This is a genomic window from Akkermansia muciniphila, assembly GCF_018709685.1.
In the GTDB taxonomy this organism is placed as follows: Bacteria; Verrucomicrobiota; Verrucomicrobiia; order Verrucomicrobiales; family Akkermansiaceae; genus Akkermansia; species Akkermansia muciniphila_E.
Genome location: NZ_JABDHQ010000027.1, coordinates 1 through 16,285 on the forward strand (window position 1 = coordinate 1; position 16,285 = coordinate 16,285).

Consider the following 16,285-nt stretch of genomic DNA (forward strand, 5'->3'; position numbering starts at 1 on the left):
AGCTCCGGCCACGGCTGCCATGACCCTCTTGGCTTCCGAGGGATTGGAGGCCGTCAGGGCGCCTACGGCGTCATCCACCTTCTTCAGGATGGAATCCGCGGCCAGGTCGCCGGGCAGGTTCCAGAGAAGTTCCGCGCCGGCTCTGGAGTTAACGGTATCCGCAATCCGCGCATACTTGTTGTCCTTGGAAGCCGTGGCCACCAGAACGAGGTTGCCGTTTTCCATCACCAGGTACGCATTATTTTCAAACTTCTTGAAAGCAGAGGAGGAGGGGTCCAGCAGGATAGCCAGCCGGTCGCTTCCGCCCAGATCAATGGCACCGTCCGCGTGCATGAGCGTGTAGCTGCCGTCCGCGCCCAGCGTCAGTTCATTCTTGCCGGTGGAGCTGAGGGTGATTTCCGCGCCCTGGCTGATGCTGATGTTTCCGGTCACGCTGATGATGGGGCCCGCGTAGTCCGTGTTGAAGGTGAAGTTCGTGCTGGAACCGTCACCCAGCGTCATGCTGCTGAGGGTAAGGGCCGTATTGGCCCTCGGGTCTTCCACCGTGCCGCCCATCCTGATATTGAGGCGGCCCGTGTTGTTGATCGCCCAGTTGCTGCCCGCGGCGGTGATGACGTTGTCAAGCGTCTGTCCCGCATTGCCGGAGATGTTGAGCTGCCCGCGGCCTTCCAGCGTGCCGCTGAAGACGGAGCCGCTTCCCGAATTTCCGGTATTGACAGCCAGGGAGCCGCCATTGCTCTTCAGGGTGCCCTGCCCGCTGATGCCGGCAACGGCGTTGCCGGTGGTGGCGCCCAGGTCAAGCGTGCCCGTGGAGTCATCATCCTTCACCAGGTTGAGCAGCACGCCGCCCTGGAGGGCTGCCGTGCCGGAAAGAGCCAGCGTATCATGAATGGCCAGCGTTCCGCTGCCCTGGATGGTGCTGGAGGAAAGGCTGCTGGCGTCATTAATGGTGAGGGTTGCCCCGCTGCCGATGTTGAGGTCCGCGCCTTCGCCGCTGTCCGTCAGGTCTCCCATGACGGTATTCCGGTTGACGTCCAGAACCACGCCTTCCGCCGTGCCTGCCAGGACCACATGGTTGAAGCTGCTGCCATCACCGTTCAGGGTGAGCGTGCCGCCTTCCATGCGGAGAGTGTCTGTCACAAAGGAGCCGTTTACCGTCAGCTTGCCCGTGTTCTGCTTGATGAAGGTGACTCCGTTTTCCCCGACGATGCTGCCGCCCATGATGGAGTCCGCCCCGGCGTAATCGTCCGGTGCAGGCAGTCCCGTTTCCAGGCGTTCATTGTTAAGGATAACCACGGCGTTGCCTCCGCCCGCATTGGTGTTTTCCACTTTCAGCGTGCTTCCCGTTGCGCCCAGCAGGTTGTTGATGACCGCGCCGTCACCGTCGGTATCGCCGGGGGCGCCGGCCAACTGGACGGTGAGCGTCTTGTCCTGGGCGATGACCACGCCGGCGTACATGCCCAGCGTGCCGTAGTTCGTGACGGTATCAGGATCGGAGGAGGCGGTGCCGTCCACCATGTAAAGGCCGCTGACCTGTCCGCTGAGGACCAGGCTGCCGCCGTCGGTGCCCGTCACGCGGATGCCGTAGTTGGAAAGAATCTTGCTGAACTGGATGTCGCCCAGATCAGCGCATTCCAATGTTCCGGTCGTCAGCGTCAGCCAGCTTTCCACCCCGGCGTCCTTGTGGGCGACGAGCGTGTTCACAATGGCGTCAATATCCAGATTGACCGTGGCGGAATCATTGATGACGAGCTTGCCGTCTCCCTGGTCAATGATGGCCGTTCCGGCCGCGCCCTGGTTGACGTTGTCCGCACCCAGGGTAAGGTTCAGCGTTTCCGTAGCTCCCGCACCCACCGTAATGTCTCCGGAGACGTTGGTGAGCTTGCCTCCGGCAGCCAGGGTGATGCCCTTCAGCATGTCGCCATTGGTGCCGCCCAGGTTGATGCTGACGGCGGAGTCCACCACGATGCCCGCAGTGGAACCTTCACCGCGCGTCATGGCGGAGGTGAGTGATCCGTTAACGATTTTCAGCGTTCCCGCTCCGTTCAGCACGGTACCGGCCCACTGGCCGGCCTTGTCCGCGGTGCCAAGCTGGACCACGGCGCCGGCATCCGTAATGCCGAGGGCTCCCGTAGCGGTATTGGCCTGATCCAGGATCAGGGTGCCCGTGCCCGCATGCGTCAGGTTGGAGTTACCCTGGACCAGCGCATTCAGGACCAGTTCCGCATTGTTGTAATTGACGTTGTACTGCGCGGCCAGTGCGGCATCCGTGGAGCCCGTGTTGCCCGCCAGGATGGCGCCGTTACCAAAGACGGTATTCCCCGCACCTGTGACGCTTGTTCCGCCGTTACCGAAGTTCCAGACCTGGCGGCTGTTGTTGGCGGAGGTTTCATTGGTGGACAGGGTTCCCGAGAAGTCCTTGAGGGAGCCTGTGAGGATATTGGTCATCCGCACGTTCGCAGACATGCCCCAGGCGCCCGAACCGGAAAGATTCCCGGAGAAGGTGTACGTGGCGCCGGAGGAACCGTTCTGCATTGTGCCGTGGGCGTCACCAATCTCAAAGTTGGCGGCCGTTGTGCCCGCGGTGAAGAAGAAGCCCTTGCCGTCTATGAAGACGGTGCCCCCTCCCAGCGTATTTCCTGCGCCGAAGGCCACCCAGTTGGCATTGGAGCTCATATTTTCTCCGTTGCCGATCAGTTCCAGGCGTCCCGTGAAGTTGGTGTTCCCGGTATTGGAGATGTTGACCAGTCCCGCGGTATCCGCCGTCCCGATGGTGATGGTGCCCGCTCCGTTGAGCTGGGCGTGCAGGTTGACGGTTCCGCCGGAAAGGGCCAGAGTGGCGCCTTCACTTACGCGGACGATGGTGGCGTTATTGGGGTTCACGCCGATAGTCGCGCCGCCCGTGAAGGCTAGCGTTCCCTCTTCCACAGTGAGGTGGGCCAGGGTATTCCCGGCGTATCCCAGCGCCAGCGTGCCGTCCCCCGTCTTGGTCAGGGTGGTTCCCGTTCCCATGGCGTCAGCCGTCAGTCCGGCCCAGGAGACGGTATCCCCTGCTCCGAGCACGGAAACGTTAAGGGCTCCTCCGTCACCAACCTTGACGCGGCTGGAAACGTCATACCCCGTCACGTCCGTACCGGCGGCGGAGTCTGCATAAGCCAGCGTGCCGCCGTTAAACGTGATGTCTCCCGCCGTACCCAGCGCGCCGTCCGCGCCGATGGTGAGAGTGCCGCCGTTAAGAACCGTGCCGCCGGTATAGGTATTCGCCAGATTCAGGGTGACATTAGCCGTTCCATTCACGGTCAGCGACGTGAGAGCCGTGGAATCCGCAATGGCGCCCGCATTGTCGGGATCACTGATGAGCGTGTAAGTGCCGCCGTTGAAGACGACGCTCTTGGGGGTTACGGTACCGGAGACCTTCACTTCACCCGCTTCCGCAGCAGAAAAGTAGATTTCCTGGTCATTCAGCGTGTCCACGCCCGTGAGCTTGGTGGTCCAACCGTCAATGCTGGTGTTGATCCACTTGCGGTCCGTTCCGCCGTTCCAGACAAATCCGTTGTCTCCGGAAACGTCCACGACTTTCAGCACAAGCTGGTTGTTTTCCACCACGATGGAATATTCAAAGCCCTCCCTGGTGATGTCCGGCGTCCAGGTGAAGGAATCCGTGGTCAGGCTTCCGTTCGCCGCCCATTGGGCAAGGACGTAGTCAGATGCTTCCAGCTCGCCGTAGTTGTTGAGGGTGAGCGTGCAGGTGGGGTCCGTCAGGGCCAGGGAACCGGCCTGGATGTTGATGATCGGCTGGCTGGCCACCACGCCCGTCATGTCAAAGGTCAGCGTTGCGCCGCTGTTCAGCGTCAGGCCGGAAGCCGTGGTCATTCTGGCGCCAGCACCCATGGAGATGCTGCCCAGAGCCATGGCGTTCGTGTTCGTGAAGGCCAGCGTGCCGGCGTTCACGCTGGTTGCGCCCGTGTAGGTATTCTGCCCGGAGAGCGTCAGGGTGCCGGAACCGACTTTGGTCAGGCCGCCCGTACCGGAAAGAACGCCCCCAAGGGTGATGTTGGTGGAAGCCTGGTCATTGTAAGACCTGGTTCCCGCATCATACTGGCGGGTATCAACCGTTACATTACCCGTGAGGGTCATGTTATACGCGGAGGACCAGCCTTCCGCCGCCGTCGTTCCCAGCGTCCCGGAATTCATGTTCAGGACAATCGTATTGGTATTGCCGGAAGCCGTCATGCCTCCCGCGCCGAGAAGCAGGGAACCGCCGTTCAGGTTGACCGTAGCCCCCTTCTCTGCAACGCCCGCCCAGTTCTGCCCCAGGTCCAGGGTCTGGGCCAGCACCATGCCGCCGTTCTCAATATTCAGAATGGCTTTCCCGTCACGGGCAATCCGCAGCGTGCCGGTGATGTTCATGAAGGCATCCTTCCTGACATTCAGTGTCGTCGTTCCATTGAACTCATTACGGCCGATGAAGCTTCCGGCTGTCAGGGAAGCGCCGGAATCCAGCGTCCATGAAGCGGCGGCACCCGCTGTCGCCAGCAAATTGTAGCTTCCCGTAATGTTGATGCTGCCCTTCAACACGGAGGTTCCCGCCGCGGATCTCAGGGAACCAGCGCCGGTGATGGTGTTCCCGTAGGTTCCGGCGGAAAGCGTCAGGGTAGTTCCCGCACCCAGGTCATACTTGACTCCGGTCAGGGCGTCCGTCGTGGTGCCGGAGGCATTGCCGCTCAGCTTCAGGGTACCCGTGGAACCGGCATTGAGGCGCGTGCCCAGTCCATTCCATGTGCCGGTGGTCAGTTCCAGAATGGAATTGCCCTGGAGAAGAACCGTGCTGGTTCCCAACGCGCCGGCATTGCCGATAACGAGCCTGCTGCCGTCATACAACACGGTATCTCCGGTATAAGAGTTTGCGTTGTTGATAGTCAGGGAAGCTCCGTCCAGCAGGTTAAGCGTCGTATCTCCGGTAATGGAGCCGTCGCCCGCAAAGACGAAGTCCGTGCCTACCACATTGATTTTCCCGGGAGCAACATTGCCCACAATCGTCACGGTCTTGTTCACTCCGTCCCCATTGGAGAAGTAAACGGTTTGTCCATCCGTATAGGCGGAGTCCACGCCATCCATATTCCAGGAGAGGTCCGTGCCTGACGTGCTCCAGTTGCCGCTCTTCCAGCGCAGAAGGCCCTCCTTGTCCGCCAGGGAAATGTACAGCGTGTTGTCATTGACGGTAAAGGTGGCGTTGTACAGCTCGGCCGCACTGCCGGAGAGCGTGAACATGGACGTATCTCCCAAACCCGTTCCGCTCAGCAGGGCATAGTTCGTATTGGTGGTAAGGGAGGAAAGGCCTATCTGGACATCCGTAGCCGCCGTGCCGCTGACGGAGTTGACCGTAAGGGCTGCCGTATCCTCACTCAGGGTGCCGAAGTTCAAGCTGCCTCCATTCAAGGTCAAAGCAGCGGACAAGGTGGCAGTACCCCCCCCAATGTTCGTCGTAGCGAGGGTGGAACCGGCGTCCAGGGAGTAGCCGTCCGCCGAGGTCACGGCAACGGTGAGGCCGCCGCCGATGAGCAGGGTCCCCTGCCCGATGACGCTGGAATCCTTCACCGTCAAGGCGCCTTCACGCAGTTCCACCGTTCCGGTAAAGCCGGGAACGGCAGCCGTTTCACCTTCCGCGGGGACCGGGGCCTGGGCCGTTCCGTTGAGCACCAGCGTGCCGTCGCCCACCTTCACCAGTTTGCCGTTTCCGGTCAGGCCGTTCTGGAAGGTGATGGTACGGGCCGTCAGGCCGTCATTGGCGTCAAGGGTGTCTACTATCGTCCCCCCCACGGTGCCGATTAAATCAACATAAGCCCCCGTAAAGGCCGTATTATACGTCAGGTTCCAGTTAGCAATGGCTCCCAGCGTACCTTCACCCAGCTGGATGACGGCACTCCCGGCAGCATTGGTGATGCCGGATGCCCCGAAGTTGACGCGGGCAGAACCCGTCCCTGCGGTCCCTAACTGGAATTTACCACGGAAAGCGCCACTGCCTTCCGCCCAATAATCCATCCCCATCAAATTGGCGGTTCCGGAATTGGCAGAAAAGGTGCCCGTCCCAGCCCAGGAAAGCCCCATGACGGCTTCCTGCGCATTCAGTTGTCCGCCATTTAATTGGAGGAAGCCCTGGGAAGACCAGTGGGCAAGCAGAAGAGTCCTGGTTGTTGAATGATCATTATTGTTACCCGTTATATTGAGGGTAGCGCCCGAATTGACTTCCATATAAGTGGAAGCTGCTGCCCCTCCGTATCCTCCCGTATCCCCCAACCGGACTTGCTGGGCATTCAGGACGGTTCCGTCATTCAACACTACATGGCTGCCGCCAGCATAACCGCATCCCAAAGAAATCAATTTTACAGAAGCCTGGCTGTTATCAAACTGGAAAGTGCCCAAGGTATAAAATGTCTGCAACGAATCCAGATTGACCGTATTATCCCGGAAAATCACTTTGACAGCATGCCCTCCGTTATAATCCTGCCCTAAAAGCATGGCACCGTTATAATCAACATCGCCTGTGACTGTCAGGGTGCCGCCCTGGGACTGCCATGAAATGGTATTGGCAGAAGTCACTCCGGCCCCTCCCACAATATCGGAGGTCCATAAAGCGGAAGCAGCTGTGATGTTGTTCCCAAATCTGATTCTGGCATTTCCTTCCACAATAACCTGGGAAGAAGGCTGGATGTTTCCGCTGGCCCCATTGCGCAAGAGAAGCATGCTCCCGTTGTTCATGTGCAGAGCGGCGCCTCCCAGATTGGTGGATACTCCCTGTCCGGAAACATTCATAGCCAGGGTACCATTGACATAAACATCCTTGACTCCTGTTCCCGTTCCCATGGAAACGGTGGAAACTCCTGTTTCTTCCGTAGCCAGCCACAGGGTAAGGGAAGAGTCCGAACCTCCGGACACATTGGACTGAAAGGAGGAGAAACGGTGATCCGCATCACCCAGGGTTAAAGAAGCGTTATTGCCTAATGTAACGTTTTTGGCTTCCAAGACGGAAGAAGCATCCGCTCCGGCCAGCGTATAAGCGGTATCATTCTCAAACGTCATGGAATTGACGTCAATGGAACCGGAAAAAGTCACGGTCTTGGAACCTTCCGCCGCTGTGAAGATCACGGAGTCCCCATTCAGGAAGGAGGTATCCGTCTTGCCGGCATCACCCTGCGTGTACCAGCCCGTTCCCGTATTGGTCCACGTTCCGTCGGCCGAGTTCCACACGAGGGTTGCCGCGTCATAGCCCGTCCCCTTGTACTGCACGGACATGCCGGACCCATTGGATACAAGGATAAAATTGCCGGTTCCGAGCTGGTCCAGGGAATTGACCCTGGTCAGGGCGTCATAGGCGTCATCCCCCGTCTGCATCCAAATGCGCAGGGTATCCAGAAGCTCTCCCAGATCACCGCCGGTGGTCATGAATTTGCGGGTCAGCAGGGCATCATTCTTCAAGGTTCGGTTGGTCAGACCCAGGTCACCCCCGCCGGAAACCACCACTTCCACATTCCACGTTCGGTCATTCTTGGTAACGGTGGTGGTATTGGCCAGATTGATCATGCCGTTGAGGCCGATGTGCCAGTAGTGGCTGCCGGCTCCTGTACCGTTGTCAAAGTTGAGATTGCCGTCCGGCGTGGACAAGTTCAGGGTGCCGTCCACAAAGATATTGGCATGTCCTTCCGCTTCCGTGTTCTTGATCTGGTTGCCGAACGAGGTGGAAAGAGTAGAACCGTCCTCCACATAAACGCTGCCTGCCCATTGGCCCAGGCCTACGGTCACATTGCTGTTTCCCGTGACGGTAACGCCGCCGCCGTCCGACGTATTGGGCGTGGTGCCTGTAACGTTAACGGTTTTATTGTCAAATACAAGATGGGGTCCTTTATTATCCTGACGCGCCGGGGCCGTTCCACCCTGCCAGTTGGCGCCCGTGCCGATAGCGTCACCTTCCCCGTCACCCGTCCAGATGAATTCCGGACCGCCAAAAGCGGGAGCCTGCCAGAAATCCGCGGACGTAGCGGCTTGGGCGGAATACATGGAAAAACCGGAAAAAGAAACCAGGGAGGCGAGGAGGGCGGAACGCAGGGAAGGAGGAAGATGCAGTCTCATATTGTATTAATAATGCTACCCCATAAAACCGGATTGGAAATCCGTTGGCAAGCTTATTTTCCTTATAAACTCTACATAAATGCTTCATGCGAATATTAAGAAAGAAGCTATCATGAATCATGATTCAGAATATTTTGTTAGATAATATCCTAAAAATCTCACGGCAAGTATTTTAAACAAAATCCAGCAAGATGGCAGGATTTCCAATCCGCCATTTATCCAACCCAAAGACCGTCTGTCCGGAACATAAAAAAGGCCGTTCCCATGGGAACGGCCTTAAATTAAAGAGGGCTGTTTGTCCTTTTACTGCTGTCCGCCGCTCTGCTGCTTGAGCATCTCCTGAAGCTGTTCCGGAGAAATGCTCATGGGGCCGCCCTGGGGGGCCGGGGCTTCGGAAATGCCGTCCAGCTCCAGATCAAAGATGAGGGGGGAATTAGGTTCGATCGGAGCGCCGGGGGTGTTTTCACCATAGGCCAGCTCGGAAGGAATGTACACGATCCACTTGGAACCGACGGGCATGGTGGTCAGCGCTTCCGCAAAGCCGGGGATGACCTGGAGGGGAAGTTCCACATCCTTGCCCTTGGTGTCGTCAAACACGGTGCCATCCAGCAGCGTGCCCTTGTACTTTACCTTGAACATGGGGTTCTTGAACTTCTTTTCGTCAAATTTTTCTTCGCCGCCCTTCTTCACTACCTTGTACTGCAAGCCGGATTTCGTGGTGGTCACGCCTTCCTTCTTGCCGTTTTCCTCCATGAACTTCTTGCTGGCTTCCAGGTTGGCCTTGGCCTTGGCGGAGATGCGTTCGTCAATCTGCTTCTGGAACGCGTCCAGGGCGGGCTTCAGTTGTTCCTGGTCCTTGGCGGGCTTGCGGACCATGCCGTCCTTGATGCCCTGGAGGAAAGATTCCTGGTCCAGGTCGTCAAAAGTAAGGGTGGGGATGGAGCCGAGCTGCTGGCCGCTCTGGAAACCCAGAAAATAGCCCAGGTCCTTTTTCATCTGTTCGGGAGACACAGTAATTTCTTTCTCTTGTTTGGGTTGGTCAGCCGCCGGAGTTTCAGCAGCCTTTTCTTGCGCGCCCGCCACACCCGCCAGAAGGGCGGAAACGGCAAACAGGGCGATGGAAGGGTTCATCTTCATGGTTGTTTTTATCCTTTGTTTGAAAAGAGGACTCCTTTTTAACGGATTCCGTTCACAGAACAAGACAAGAGAATCAGTCATCCTGTCATCCGTGCTCCGGACGTCCTCCCGCCAAAAGGCGCAGCGGGTTATGCCAGCGTTTCCAGAACGCGGGCGATCATGGCGGGGTAAAGGGTGTGCTCCTGCTCCTGGATGCGGGCGTGCAGGCTTTCCGGGGTGTCTCCCGGCAGCACCGGCACGCGCGCCTGCCCCAGGATAGGCCCCGTATCCATGCCGTCATCCACATAATGAACGGTGCAGCCGCTCTCTGCCGCTCCGGCATTCACGGCCTGCTCCCAGGCATGAAGACCGGGGAAGGAGGGAAGGAGGGAAGGATGAATGTTCAGGATGCGGGAGGGGAATTCCTTCAGCAGCGGATGCTTCACCAGGCGCATGAATCCCGCCAGGCAAACGCAGTCCACGCCGTATTCCTTCAGCCGCGCGGCGACGGCGGCCTGGGATTCCTCCGGGAATTTGGTTTTGAATTCCCCGCAGTCAATTACCTCCGCCGGGATGCCCCAGGAACGGGCGCGTTCCAGAATGTACGCGTCCGGGTTGTCAGACATCACCACGGCTATTTCCGCCCGCAGGGCGCCGGACCGGATAGCATCATAAATGGACTGGCAGTTGGAACCGGAGCCGGAACCGAGTATTCCTAATTTGGGCAATCTGGACATCCGGGGGATGAAACCACAGTTTTTTGCCCGTGGCAAGTCTCCGGCTTGACAAAAAGGCGCCGGTATTTGCCTAATAAGGGCATGAGAGACACCCGTTTTCAGGCCCTCGCGGCCCAGCTTGCAGGGTATTCCACCTCCCTGCGTCCGGGAGACCGGGTTCTGCTGGAATTAACGGATATTCCGGAGGAAATGGGAATAGCCCTTATCCGGGAAGTGCGCGCCGCGGGGGCCCTCCCCTTCCTGCGTCTGAACCAGTCCCGGCTGAACCGGGAGATGCTTTCCGGAGCCACGGAGGAGCAGTACGGCATCATCAGCCGCCACCGCCTGGCGGAAATGGAGGAGATGGACGCCTATATTGAAATACGCGGCGGCGGGAACGCTTTTGAACTCTCTTCCGTTCCCCAGCAAAACATGGCCGCCGCCATGAAGGCCATGAACCCCGTCTCCCAGCGGCGCATCCGCCACACGCGGTGGTGCGGGCTGCGCTGGCCGTCGGAAGGGATGGCCCAGCAGGCCGCCATGAGCACGGAAGAGTTTGAGGATTTTTATTTCTGCACCTGCCTGATGGATTACGCCGCCCTGCGCCCCGCCATGCAGAAGCTGGCCGCCCTGATGGAGGCGGCGGACCACGTGCGCATCACCGGACCCGGAACGGACATTTCCTTTTCCATCAAGGGGCTGCCCGCCATCCCCTGCGCGGGGGAATGCAACCTGCCGGACGGGGAGGTATTTACCGCACCCGTTATTGACAGCGCCAACGGCCGCATTTCCTTCAACACCCCCAGCCTGTTCCAGGGCATCCCCTTTGACAACGTCCGCCTGACGCTGGAAAACGGCCTGGTCGTACAGGCGGAGGCGGGAGACAGGACCGCGGAGCTCAACGCCATTCTGGATACGGACCCCGGCGCGCGGCGGCTGGGGGAATTCGCCTTCGGCGTGAATCCGGCCATCACCCGTCCCATGCGCAACATCCTGTTTGACGAGAAAATCTCCGGCTCCTTCCACTTGACGCCGGGACAGGCTTACCACGTGGCGGACAACGGCAACCAGTCCCGCATCCATTGGGACATGGTGTGCATCCAGACGGAAGAGGCCGGAGGAGGAGATATTTACCTGGACGGCGCGCTGGTGCGCCGCAACGGCTTGTTCACCCTTCCGGAACTGGCTATTCTCAATCCCGCCCAATCATGACCACTGACTCCACCCACGCCAAAAAACGCTCTCTGCTCCGCAAGCTCCTGTACGCAGCCGCGGCAGCCATTTTGCTGGGCTCCCTGCTGGCCTCCTACATGCACTGGGAAGCCAACCATCTGGAATTGAATGAAAACACCGCGCCCGCGGGCTGCGTTCCGGACCTCTCCGGACTGCGCATCCTGGTGCTGTCAGACGTCCATACCAACCTTCCCCTGCTGGAAAAAGCGGTGAAGATGGCGGAACAGGCCAGGCCTGACATGATCGTGTTCCTGGGGGATCTTTACACGGATTTTATGCGGGCCACCCATGCGGGGGACTATATCACGCAGATGAAGAAGCTCTCCTCCATCGCCCCGGCCTACGCATGCCTGGGCAACCATGACATGGCCCTGGCGGACAACGTGGAGCGCATCCTGAAGGAAGGCGGCTTCACCCTGCTCAGGAATTCCGCCGCCTTCGTCACCATTCCCAGGCTGGGGAACGCGGAGTTCAAGCTGGTGGGGCTGGGGGACGTACGGGAGGGCGACTTCTTTCCGGAGCGGTGCATGACCCCGCGCACCTTTGCGGAAGACTCCGCCATGCCCACCATCGTCCTTTCCCATAACCCCAAGGGGAGGGAGCTGCTGGACGGCTACCGCTGGGACCTGATGCTTTCCGGCCACACGCACGGCGGCCAGATCAGGCTGCCCTTCTCTTCCACCCCCCTGCTGGCCTCGGAAGGGGAAACGATGTACTCCGGCTTTTATCCCTATGAAGGCAGGCAGGTCTTCGTCACCCGCGGCATAGGCTACATGGGGCCGGGCCGCTTCAACTGCCCGCCGGAAATCAATCTCATTGTCATTCCCTAGCCTCCCTTCCAACTGCCATGGTTCTCTCTCTGCTGGCTTCCGGAGGCCCCAATGCCGCACCTCCCTTTTTCACCCTGCTGACCGTCGTCTTCATGGGCATCATTGCGATTGCCCTGGTCCTGGCCCATTTCCGCCAGTCCCTGCTGGCGGGCTATTTCATCTGCGGGGTGATTCTGGCCAACTGCGGCATTCTGGACCACATCCCCAATTCCGACGTCAGCATCCAGGCCCTTTCCGAGGTGGGCATTATCCTGCTCATGTTCACGCTGGGGCTGGAATTTTCCATTGACGAACTCAGGCACCTGCGGAAAACGGCTCTGGTCGGCGGGGGCATCCAGATGTTCATCTGCACCGCCGCCTTCGGCCTGGGGCTTCATTACGCCACGGGCATGGACATGAGCCATTCCCTGACGGTAGGGGCCATCATGGGCCTTTCCTCCACGGCGGTGGCGCTGAAATCCTTCCAGGAATTCGGCCTCAGCGGCACCTCCGGGGCAAAAATGGCGGTGGGCATCGCCCTGTTCCAGGACATTGCCGCCATCATGCTGGTGGCGATCATGCCCCAGATATTCGCCGCCTCGCCCAACTCATGGTCAACCGCGCTCAACATCGGCATGGCCGTGCTGCGGGGCCTGGTCTTCCTGGGCGCCGCATGGCTGATCGGCCATTACCTGCTCCCGCGCATCATGCTGGCCGTGGCCCGGACAAAAAGCCGGGAACTCTTCACCCTGATGGTGTTCGCCATCTGCTCCGGCATCGCCATGCTGGCCAGCCTGCTGGGCCTGAGCATCGCCCTGGGGGCCTTCACCGCGGGGCTCTTCGTCAGCAGTTCCTACTACAGCCACCGCGTCCTCAGTGAAGTGCTCCCCTTCAAGGACCTTTTCCTGACCATCTTCTTCGTCTCCGCCGGGCTGCTGATTGACATTGACGACCTGTGGGAACACCTCGGCCATGTAGCTACCTTCGCCGCCTTTGTCCTGGCGATCAAATTCGTAGCCTGCATCGTAGCCGCAAGCTTCCTGAAAATACCGGGGCGCATGGGCATCATGGCCTCCACCGCGCTGACCAACGTGGGGGAATTCTCCCTGGTGCTCATCCCCTTCATGCAGGAGATCACCCCCATTCCGGCGCTGGTGACCACGAATGTGTACGCCATTGCCGCCGTCTCCATGGGCATGACGCCCCTGCTGATGAAGGCGGCGCGGAAGCTCACCCCCCTGCTGGTGCGCATTCCCGGCCTGAAAACAAAACGGGAGCGCCTCAGCGTGGAAACCATGATCACGCGCGTGGAGGGCATCAAGGACCACGCCATCATCTGCGGCTACGGCCCGGTAGGCAGGCGGCTGCATGAAAACCTGGCCCAGTACGGCATCCCCTGCATCATCATTGACCTGAACGCGGACACCGTGAAAGCCCTGCTCAACGACGGCCATCTGGCCTTCCTGGGGGACATCCAGCACCAGATCACCATGGACCTGGCGGGCATCCGCACCGCGCGGCTCATCGCCTTCACGTTCCCGGACCCGGCCCCCGCCCTGTCCACCTACATGCAGATCAAGGGCGTCAACGCGGACATCACGGTGATTGCACGCGCCAAATTCCGGTCGGAAGTGGCTTTACTGCATCATGCGGGCATCACCAACGTCATCCATGACGAAATGGAAACGGGCGCCGCCGCGGTGCGCCTGGCAAAACGGAGTTTTGATATTATTGAACCCGTGGAGGCGTCCACGCTGTCCCACTGATACATGATGAACCTGCCGGACGCCCACACCCACCCGGCCCCGGCCATCTCCGGCGCGGGGCCCCGCTTCATCTGCGGCACCTGCCCGGCGGACTGGGAGCAGGTGGCCCTGCTGGCGGAAGGGGATGAACGCGTTACCCCTTTCTTCGGCATTCATCCGTGGCGCCTGAAGCCGGATACATGGCAGGAGGAAATACGCTTGCTGGAATCCTTCCTGCACCGTTTCCCCCATGCGGGAATTGGAGAAACGGGGCTGGACAAATGCCGCCGGGGCATTCCGGGACTGCCCGTGCAAAGGGAAGCGCTGAAACGGCATCTGGAGCTGGCCGTGCGCCTGGACCGCCCCGCCGCCCTGCACTGCTGCCGCGCATGGGGAACGCTGGCCGGCATCCTGGGGGAATACCCTGCGCTGAAAGCCGTACTCCATGGGTGGACAGGGGCGCTGAATCCCGCCGCACAGCTTCCTTCCGGCAACTGGCTCCTTTCCGTGGGGCCGCGGGAGATGGAACGCCCGGACATCCTCTCCTCCATTCCGCGCCAACGCCTGGCCCTGGAATCCGACGAACACCCGGAGGCCCTTCCGGAGCTTTACCGGCGCGCCGCACAAGCCCTCTCCATGAAGGTGGAAGAACTGGCGGCCCTGGTCGCGGACAATATGGAAAAAATCTCCACCCGCTAGCACGCCGGGGACGGAACGGAGACCGTGAACGCGGGTGGCGCGAAACCCCGGCTTTTTTCCTTGGCAGGCTCCTGCCGCGGGCTATCATGCGGGTATGGGCCTTTTTCAGGATCAAACCAGTTCTTTGTCGGAAATCAAGCGGCTCGCCGCTCTCGTTATGGATCCCTCCCGCAGGGATGAAATCGGGCCGGACCAATGGCCGCTGGCCATGATCGCCTACGGGCTGGTCACCTGCAATGAAACAGGCAGGGAAGAAGAAGGCGTCACCATTTACAACATCTTCCAGTCCTGCTGTGCGCCGGACGCACGGCGCAAATGCGCGCTTCAACTGGCCTCCTTCATCCGCCAGCGCAAGGGGGACGGCTGGCGGGCGCTCCTGCCCTTTGCCATGACGGACGCGGCTCCGGACATCCGCCGCCAGGCCGCCTTCCTGATTTACACGCTGGCCGCCCCAAAGCCGGAGGAACGCTTCCCCGGAATCGCCGGGCTGGTGAACATCATCTGTGCGGCTCCGCTCCCCGGGCAGGCCGGAATGGCCCCGGCCCTGGACGCCCTGATGAGCCTGGGAGACATGCGGTTTGCCCCTTATCTGGCCTCCATCTCCAAAAAACTTCCTTCCGACCGTCTTGCGGACCTGCTGGCCGGAACGGAAGCCATCCCCACGGACCTGGGCTGCGGATGGCTGCTGGACGTTTTGGAGGAACACCCGGAACTTTCCTCCGCCATTGCCGCGGTACTGGCCGGAATGCCGGCCAGGGCAACGGAAGTCATGGATGTGGTGGTGCCCGTCCCCTCCTGGCAATTCACGAACTCCGCCGTCCAGCCGCTCCACTCCTGGAGCATTCCGGAATACAGGCTGCGCATGAAGGAACGGCTCTCCAGGCACCTTGACCCGGAATCACAGGAAGCCGTGGACCGGGCGTGGAGCTGATTACTCCTCCGAACCCGGAAATCATCCTTCTTTTACAACAAAAAGGGCCGTTCCGCAGATATGTGGAACGGCCCTTTTATTCAAAAAATTCAAGCTCAGGCGCGTTTGCGACGCATCAGAAGCGCCGTCAGCCCCATCAGACCCAGCGTAGCGGTGGCCGGTTCCGGGATGGACAAAGGCATATCGTGCGTATTCAGGTAGGCAAAATCATCCCCGTTCAATACGCCGTCATACACGGCCAGATTATCAACAAAAAGGCCGTTGGCCGCGGTATTGTGCTCTCCGCTGCCCTTAATGCTGGTCACTTTGGAATCATCGGAAAGATTGGTCGTCACCGTTTTGACAAGCTCGCCATCGTGATAAACCTGCATCTCATTTCCCTTGAACGTCAGCCCAAGGTAATTCCATTCATCATCGTTGGCGGCAAACAGCTCGGTTCCGTCTGCTATGCCAATGCCTGCCCCGTTGTAAATCACCCATTTGTTGGCAGCCGTCATTTCCACCCGGATTGTCGTACCCGCGATGGTCATGGAAAAAGCATCCTTCCAGGCCGCGTTGGAAGAACTGTAATACATGTGAATGCCCACGCTGAACCCGGTGGAAAAATTCAGGCCGTCAATGCCATCGGAGTTCGTGATATTGAACGTTCCTCCGTTGGGGCAATGGGAATAACCGCCGTCCGGCATGGGCGTGATCGCATTGCTCCAGTTCATATAACCGGTGGTTTTCGAAATAGCCGTGGATCCGCTTCCCAAATTGACCAGGTTCTGGCCGCTCCCAAGCTGGTTGAAATCCAGTCCGTACAGCAGAGAAGCAGCCTCCACGCCGGAAACCAGGCACAAAGCCGCCGCAACCACCGCTCCCTTGAATATTAAATGACCGTGGGGGTTCAACATGTGCCCACTGAAG

At 59.7% G+C, this 16,285-nt stretch carries 9 protein-coding genes; 5 read left to right on the forward strand and 4 right to left on the reverse strand.

Annotation, left to right across the window (positions count from 1 at the left end; translation table 11 throughout):
• From HHJ06_RS11530 to purN, 3 genes are all read right to left on the reverse strand, one after another.
• The coding region (locus HHJ06_RS11530) for a beta strand repeat-containing protein (RefSeq protein WP_215429945.1) at window positions 1–8,127 on the reverse strand (8,127 nt) is incomplete at its 3' end.
• A gap of 303 nt (window positions 8,128–8,430) precedes the next feature.
• Window positions 8,431–9,264: an FKBP-type peptidyl-prolyl cis-trans isomerase N-terminal domain-containing protein gene (locus HHJ06_RS11535; RefSeq protein ID WP_215429946.1), complete on the reverse strand. Its 834-nt coding sequence runs from the start codon at window positions 9,262–9,264 to the stop codon at window positions 8,431–8,433.
• Window positions 9,265–9,392: 128 nt separating this feature from the next.
• The gene (gene purN, locus HHJ06_RS11540) at window positions 9,393–9,980 is read right to left on the reverse strand and encodes a phosphoribosylglycinamide formyltransferase (RefSeq protein ID WP_215429947.1); all 588 of its coding nucleotides are present in this window, start codon (window positions 9,978–9,980) and stop codon (window positions 9,393–9,395) included.
• An 81-nt stretch (window positions 9,981–10,061) separates the two neighbouring features.
• Here purN and HHJ06_RS11545 point away from each other — a divergent pair, with 81 nt between their 5' ends.
• From HHJ06_RS11545 to HHJ06_RS11565, 5 genes are all read left to right on the forward strand, one after another.
• The gene (locus HHJ06_RS11545) at window positions 10,062–11,171 is read left to right on the forward strand and encodes an aminopeptidase (protein ID WP_215429948.1); all 1,110 of its coding nucleotides are present in this window, start codon (window positions 10,062–10,064) and stop codon (window positions 11,169–11,171) included.
• Window positions 11,168–12,022 carry a phosphodiesterase YaeI gene (yaeI, locus tag HHJ06_RS11550; RefSeq protein WP_215429949.1) on the forward strand — a complete coding sequence of 285 codons (855 nt, stop codon included), beginning with the start codon at window positions 11,168–11,170 and terminating at the stop codon, window positions 12,020–12,022. The genes HHJ06_RS11545 and yaeI overlap by 4 nt, the downstream gene beginning before the upstream one ends.
• Before the next feature lie 17 nt (window positions 12,023–12,039).
• Window positions 12,040–13,767, forward strand: a complete 1,728-nt coding sequence (locus tag HHJ06_RS11555; RefSeq protein ID WP_215429950.1) for a cation:proton antiporter — start codon at window positions 12,040–12,042, stop codon at window positions 13,765–13,767.
• A gap of 3 nt (window positions 13,768–13,770) precedes the next feature.
• A complete protein-coding gene (locus HHJ06_RS11560; protein WP_215429951.1) occupies window positions 13,771–14,445 on the forward strand; it encodes a TatD family hydrolase in 675 nt (224 codons plus the stop codon).
• Window positions 14,446–14,602: 157 nt separating this feature from the next.
• Window positions 14,603–15,376, forward strand: a complete 774-nt coding sequence (locus tag HHJ06_RS11565) for a hypothetical protein (RefSeq protein ID WP_215429952.1) — start codon at window positions 14,603–14,605, stop codon at window positions 15,374–15,376.
• A gap of 95 nt (window positions 15,377–15,471) precedes the next feature.
• On the opposite strand, the gene HHJ06_RS11570 is transcribed toward HHJ06_RS11565, so the two are convergent.
• A partial coding sequence (locus tag HHJ06_RS11570; protein ID WP_215429953.1) for a LamG domain-containing protein occupies window positions 15,472–16,285 on the reverse strand: 814 nt, incomplete at its 5' end.

Excerpts from the sequence above, each read along its gene's own strand:
- HHJ06_RS11535 (WP_215429946.1), bottom strand. The coding sequence starts at position 9,264 with ATGAAGATGAACCCTTCCATCGCCCTGTTTGCCGTTTCCGCCCTTCTG.
- purN (WP_215429947.1), bottom strand. The coding sequence starts at position 9,980 with ATGTCCAGATTGCCCAAATTAGGAATACTCGGTTCCGGCTCCGGTTCC.
- HHJ06_RS11545 (WP_215429948.1), top strand. The coding sequence starts at position 10,062 with ATGAGAGACACCCGTTTTCAGGCCCTCGCGGCCCAGCTTGCAGGGTAT.
- yaeI (WP_215429949.1), top strand. The coding sequence starts at position 11,168 with ATGACCACTGACTCCACCCACGCCAAAAAACGCTCTCTGCTCCGCAAG.
- HHJ06_RS11555 (WP_215429950.1), top strand. The coding sequence starts at position 12,040 with ATGGTTCTCTCTCTGCTGGCTTCCGGAGGCCCCAATGCCGCACCTCCC.
- HHJ06_RS11560 (WP_215429951.1), top strand. The coding sequence starts at position 13,771 with ATGATGAACCTGCCGGACGCCCACACCCACCCGGCCCCGGCCATCTCC.
- HHJ06_RS11565 (WP_215429952.1), top strand. The coding sequence starts at position 14,603 with ATGGATCCCTCCCGCAGGGATGAAATCGGGCCGGACCAATGGCCGCTG.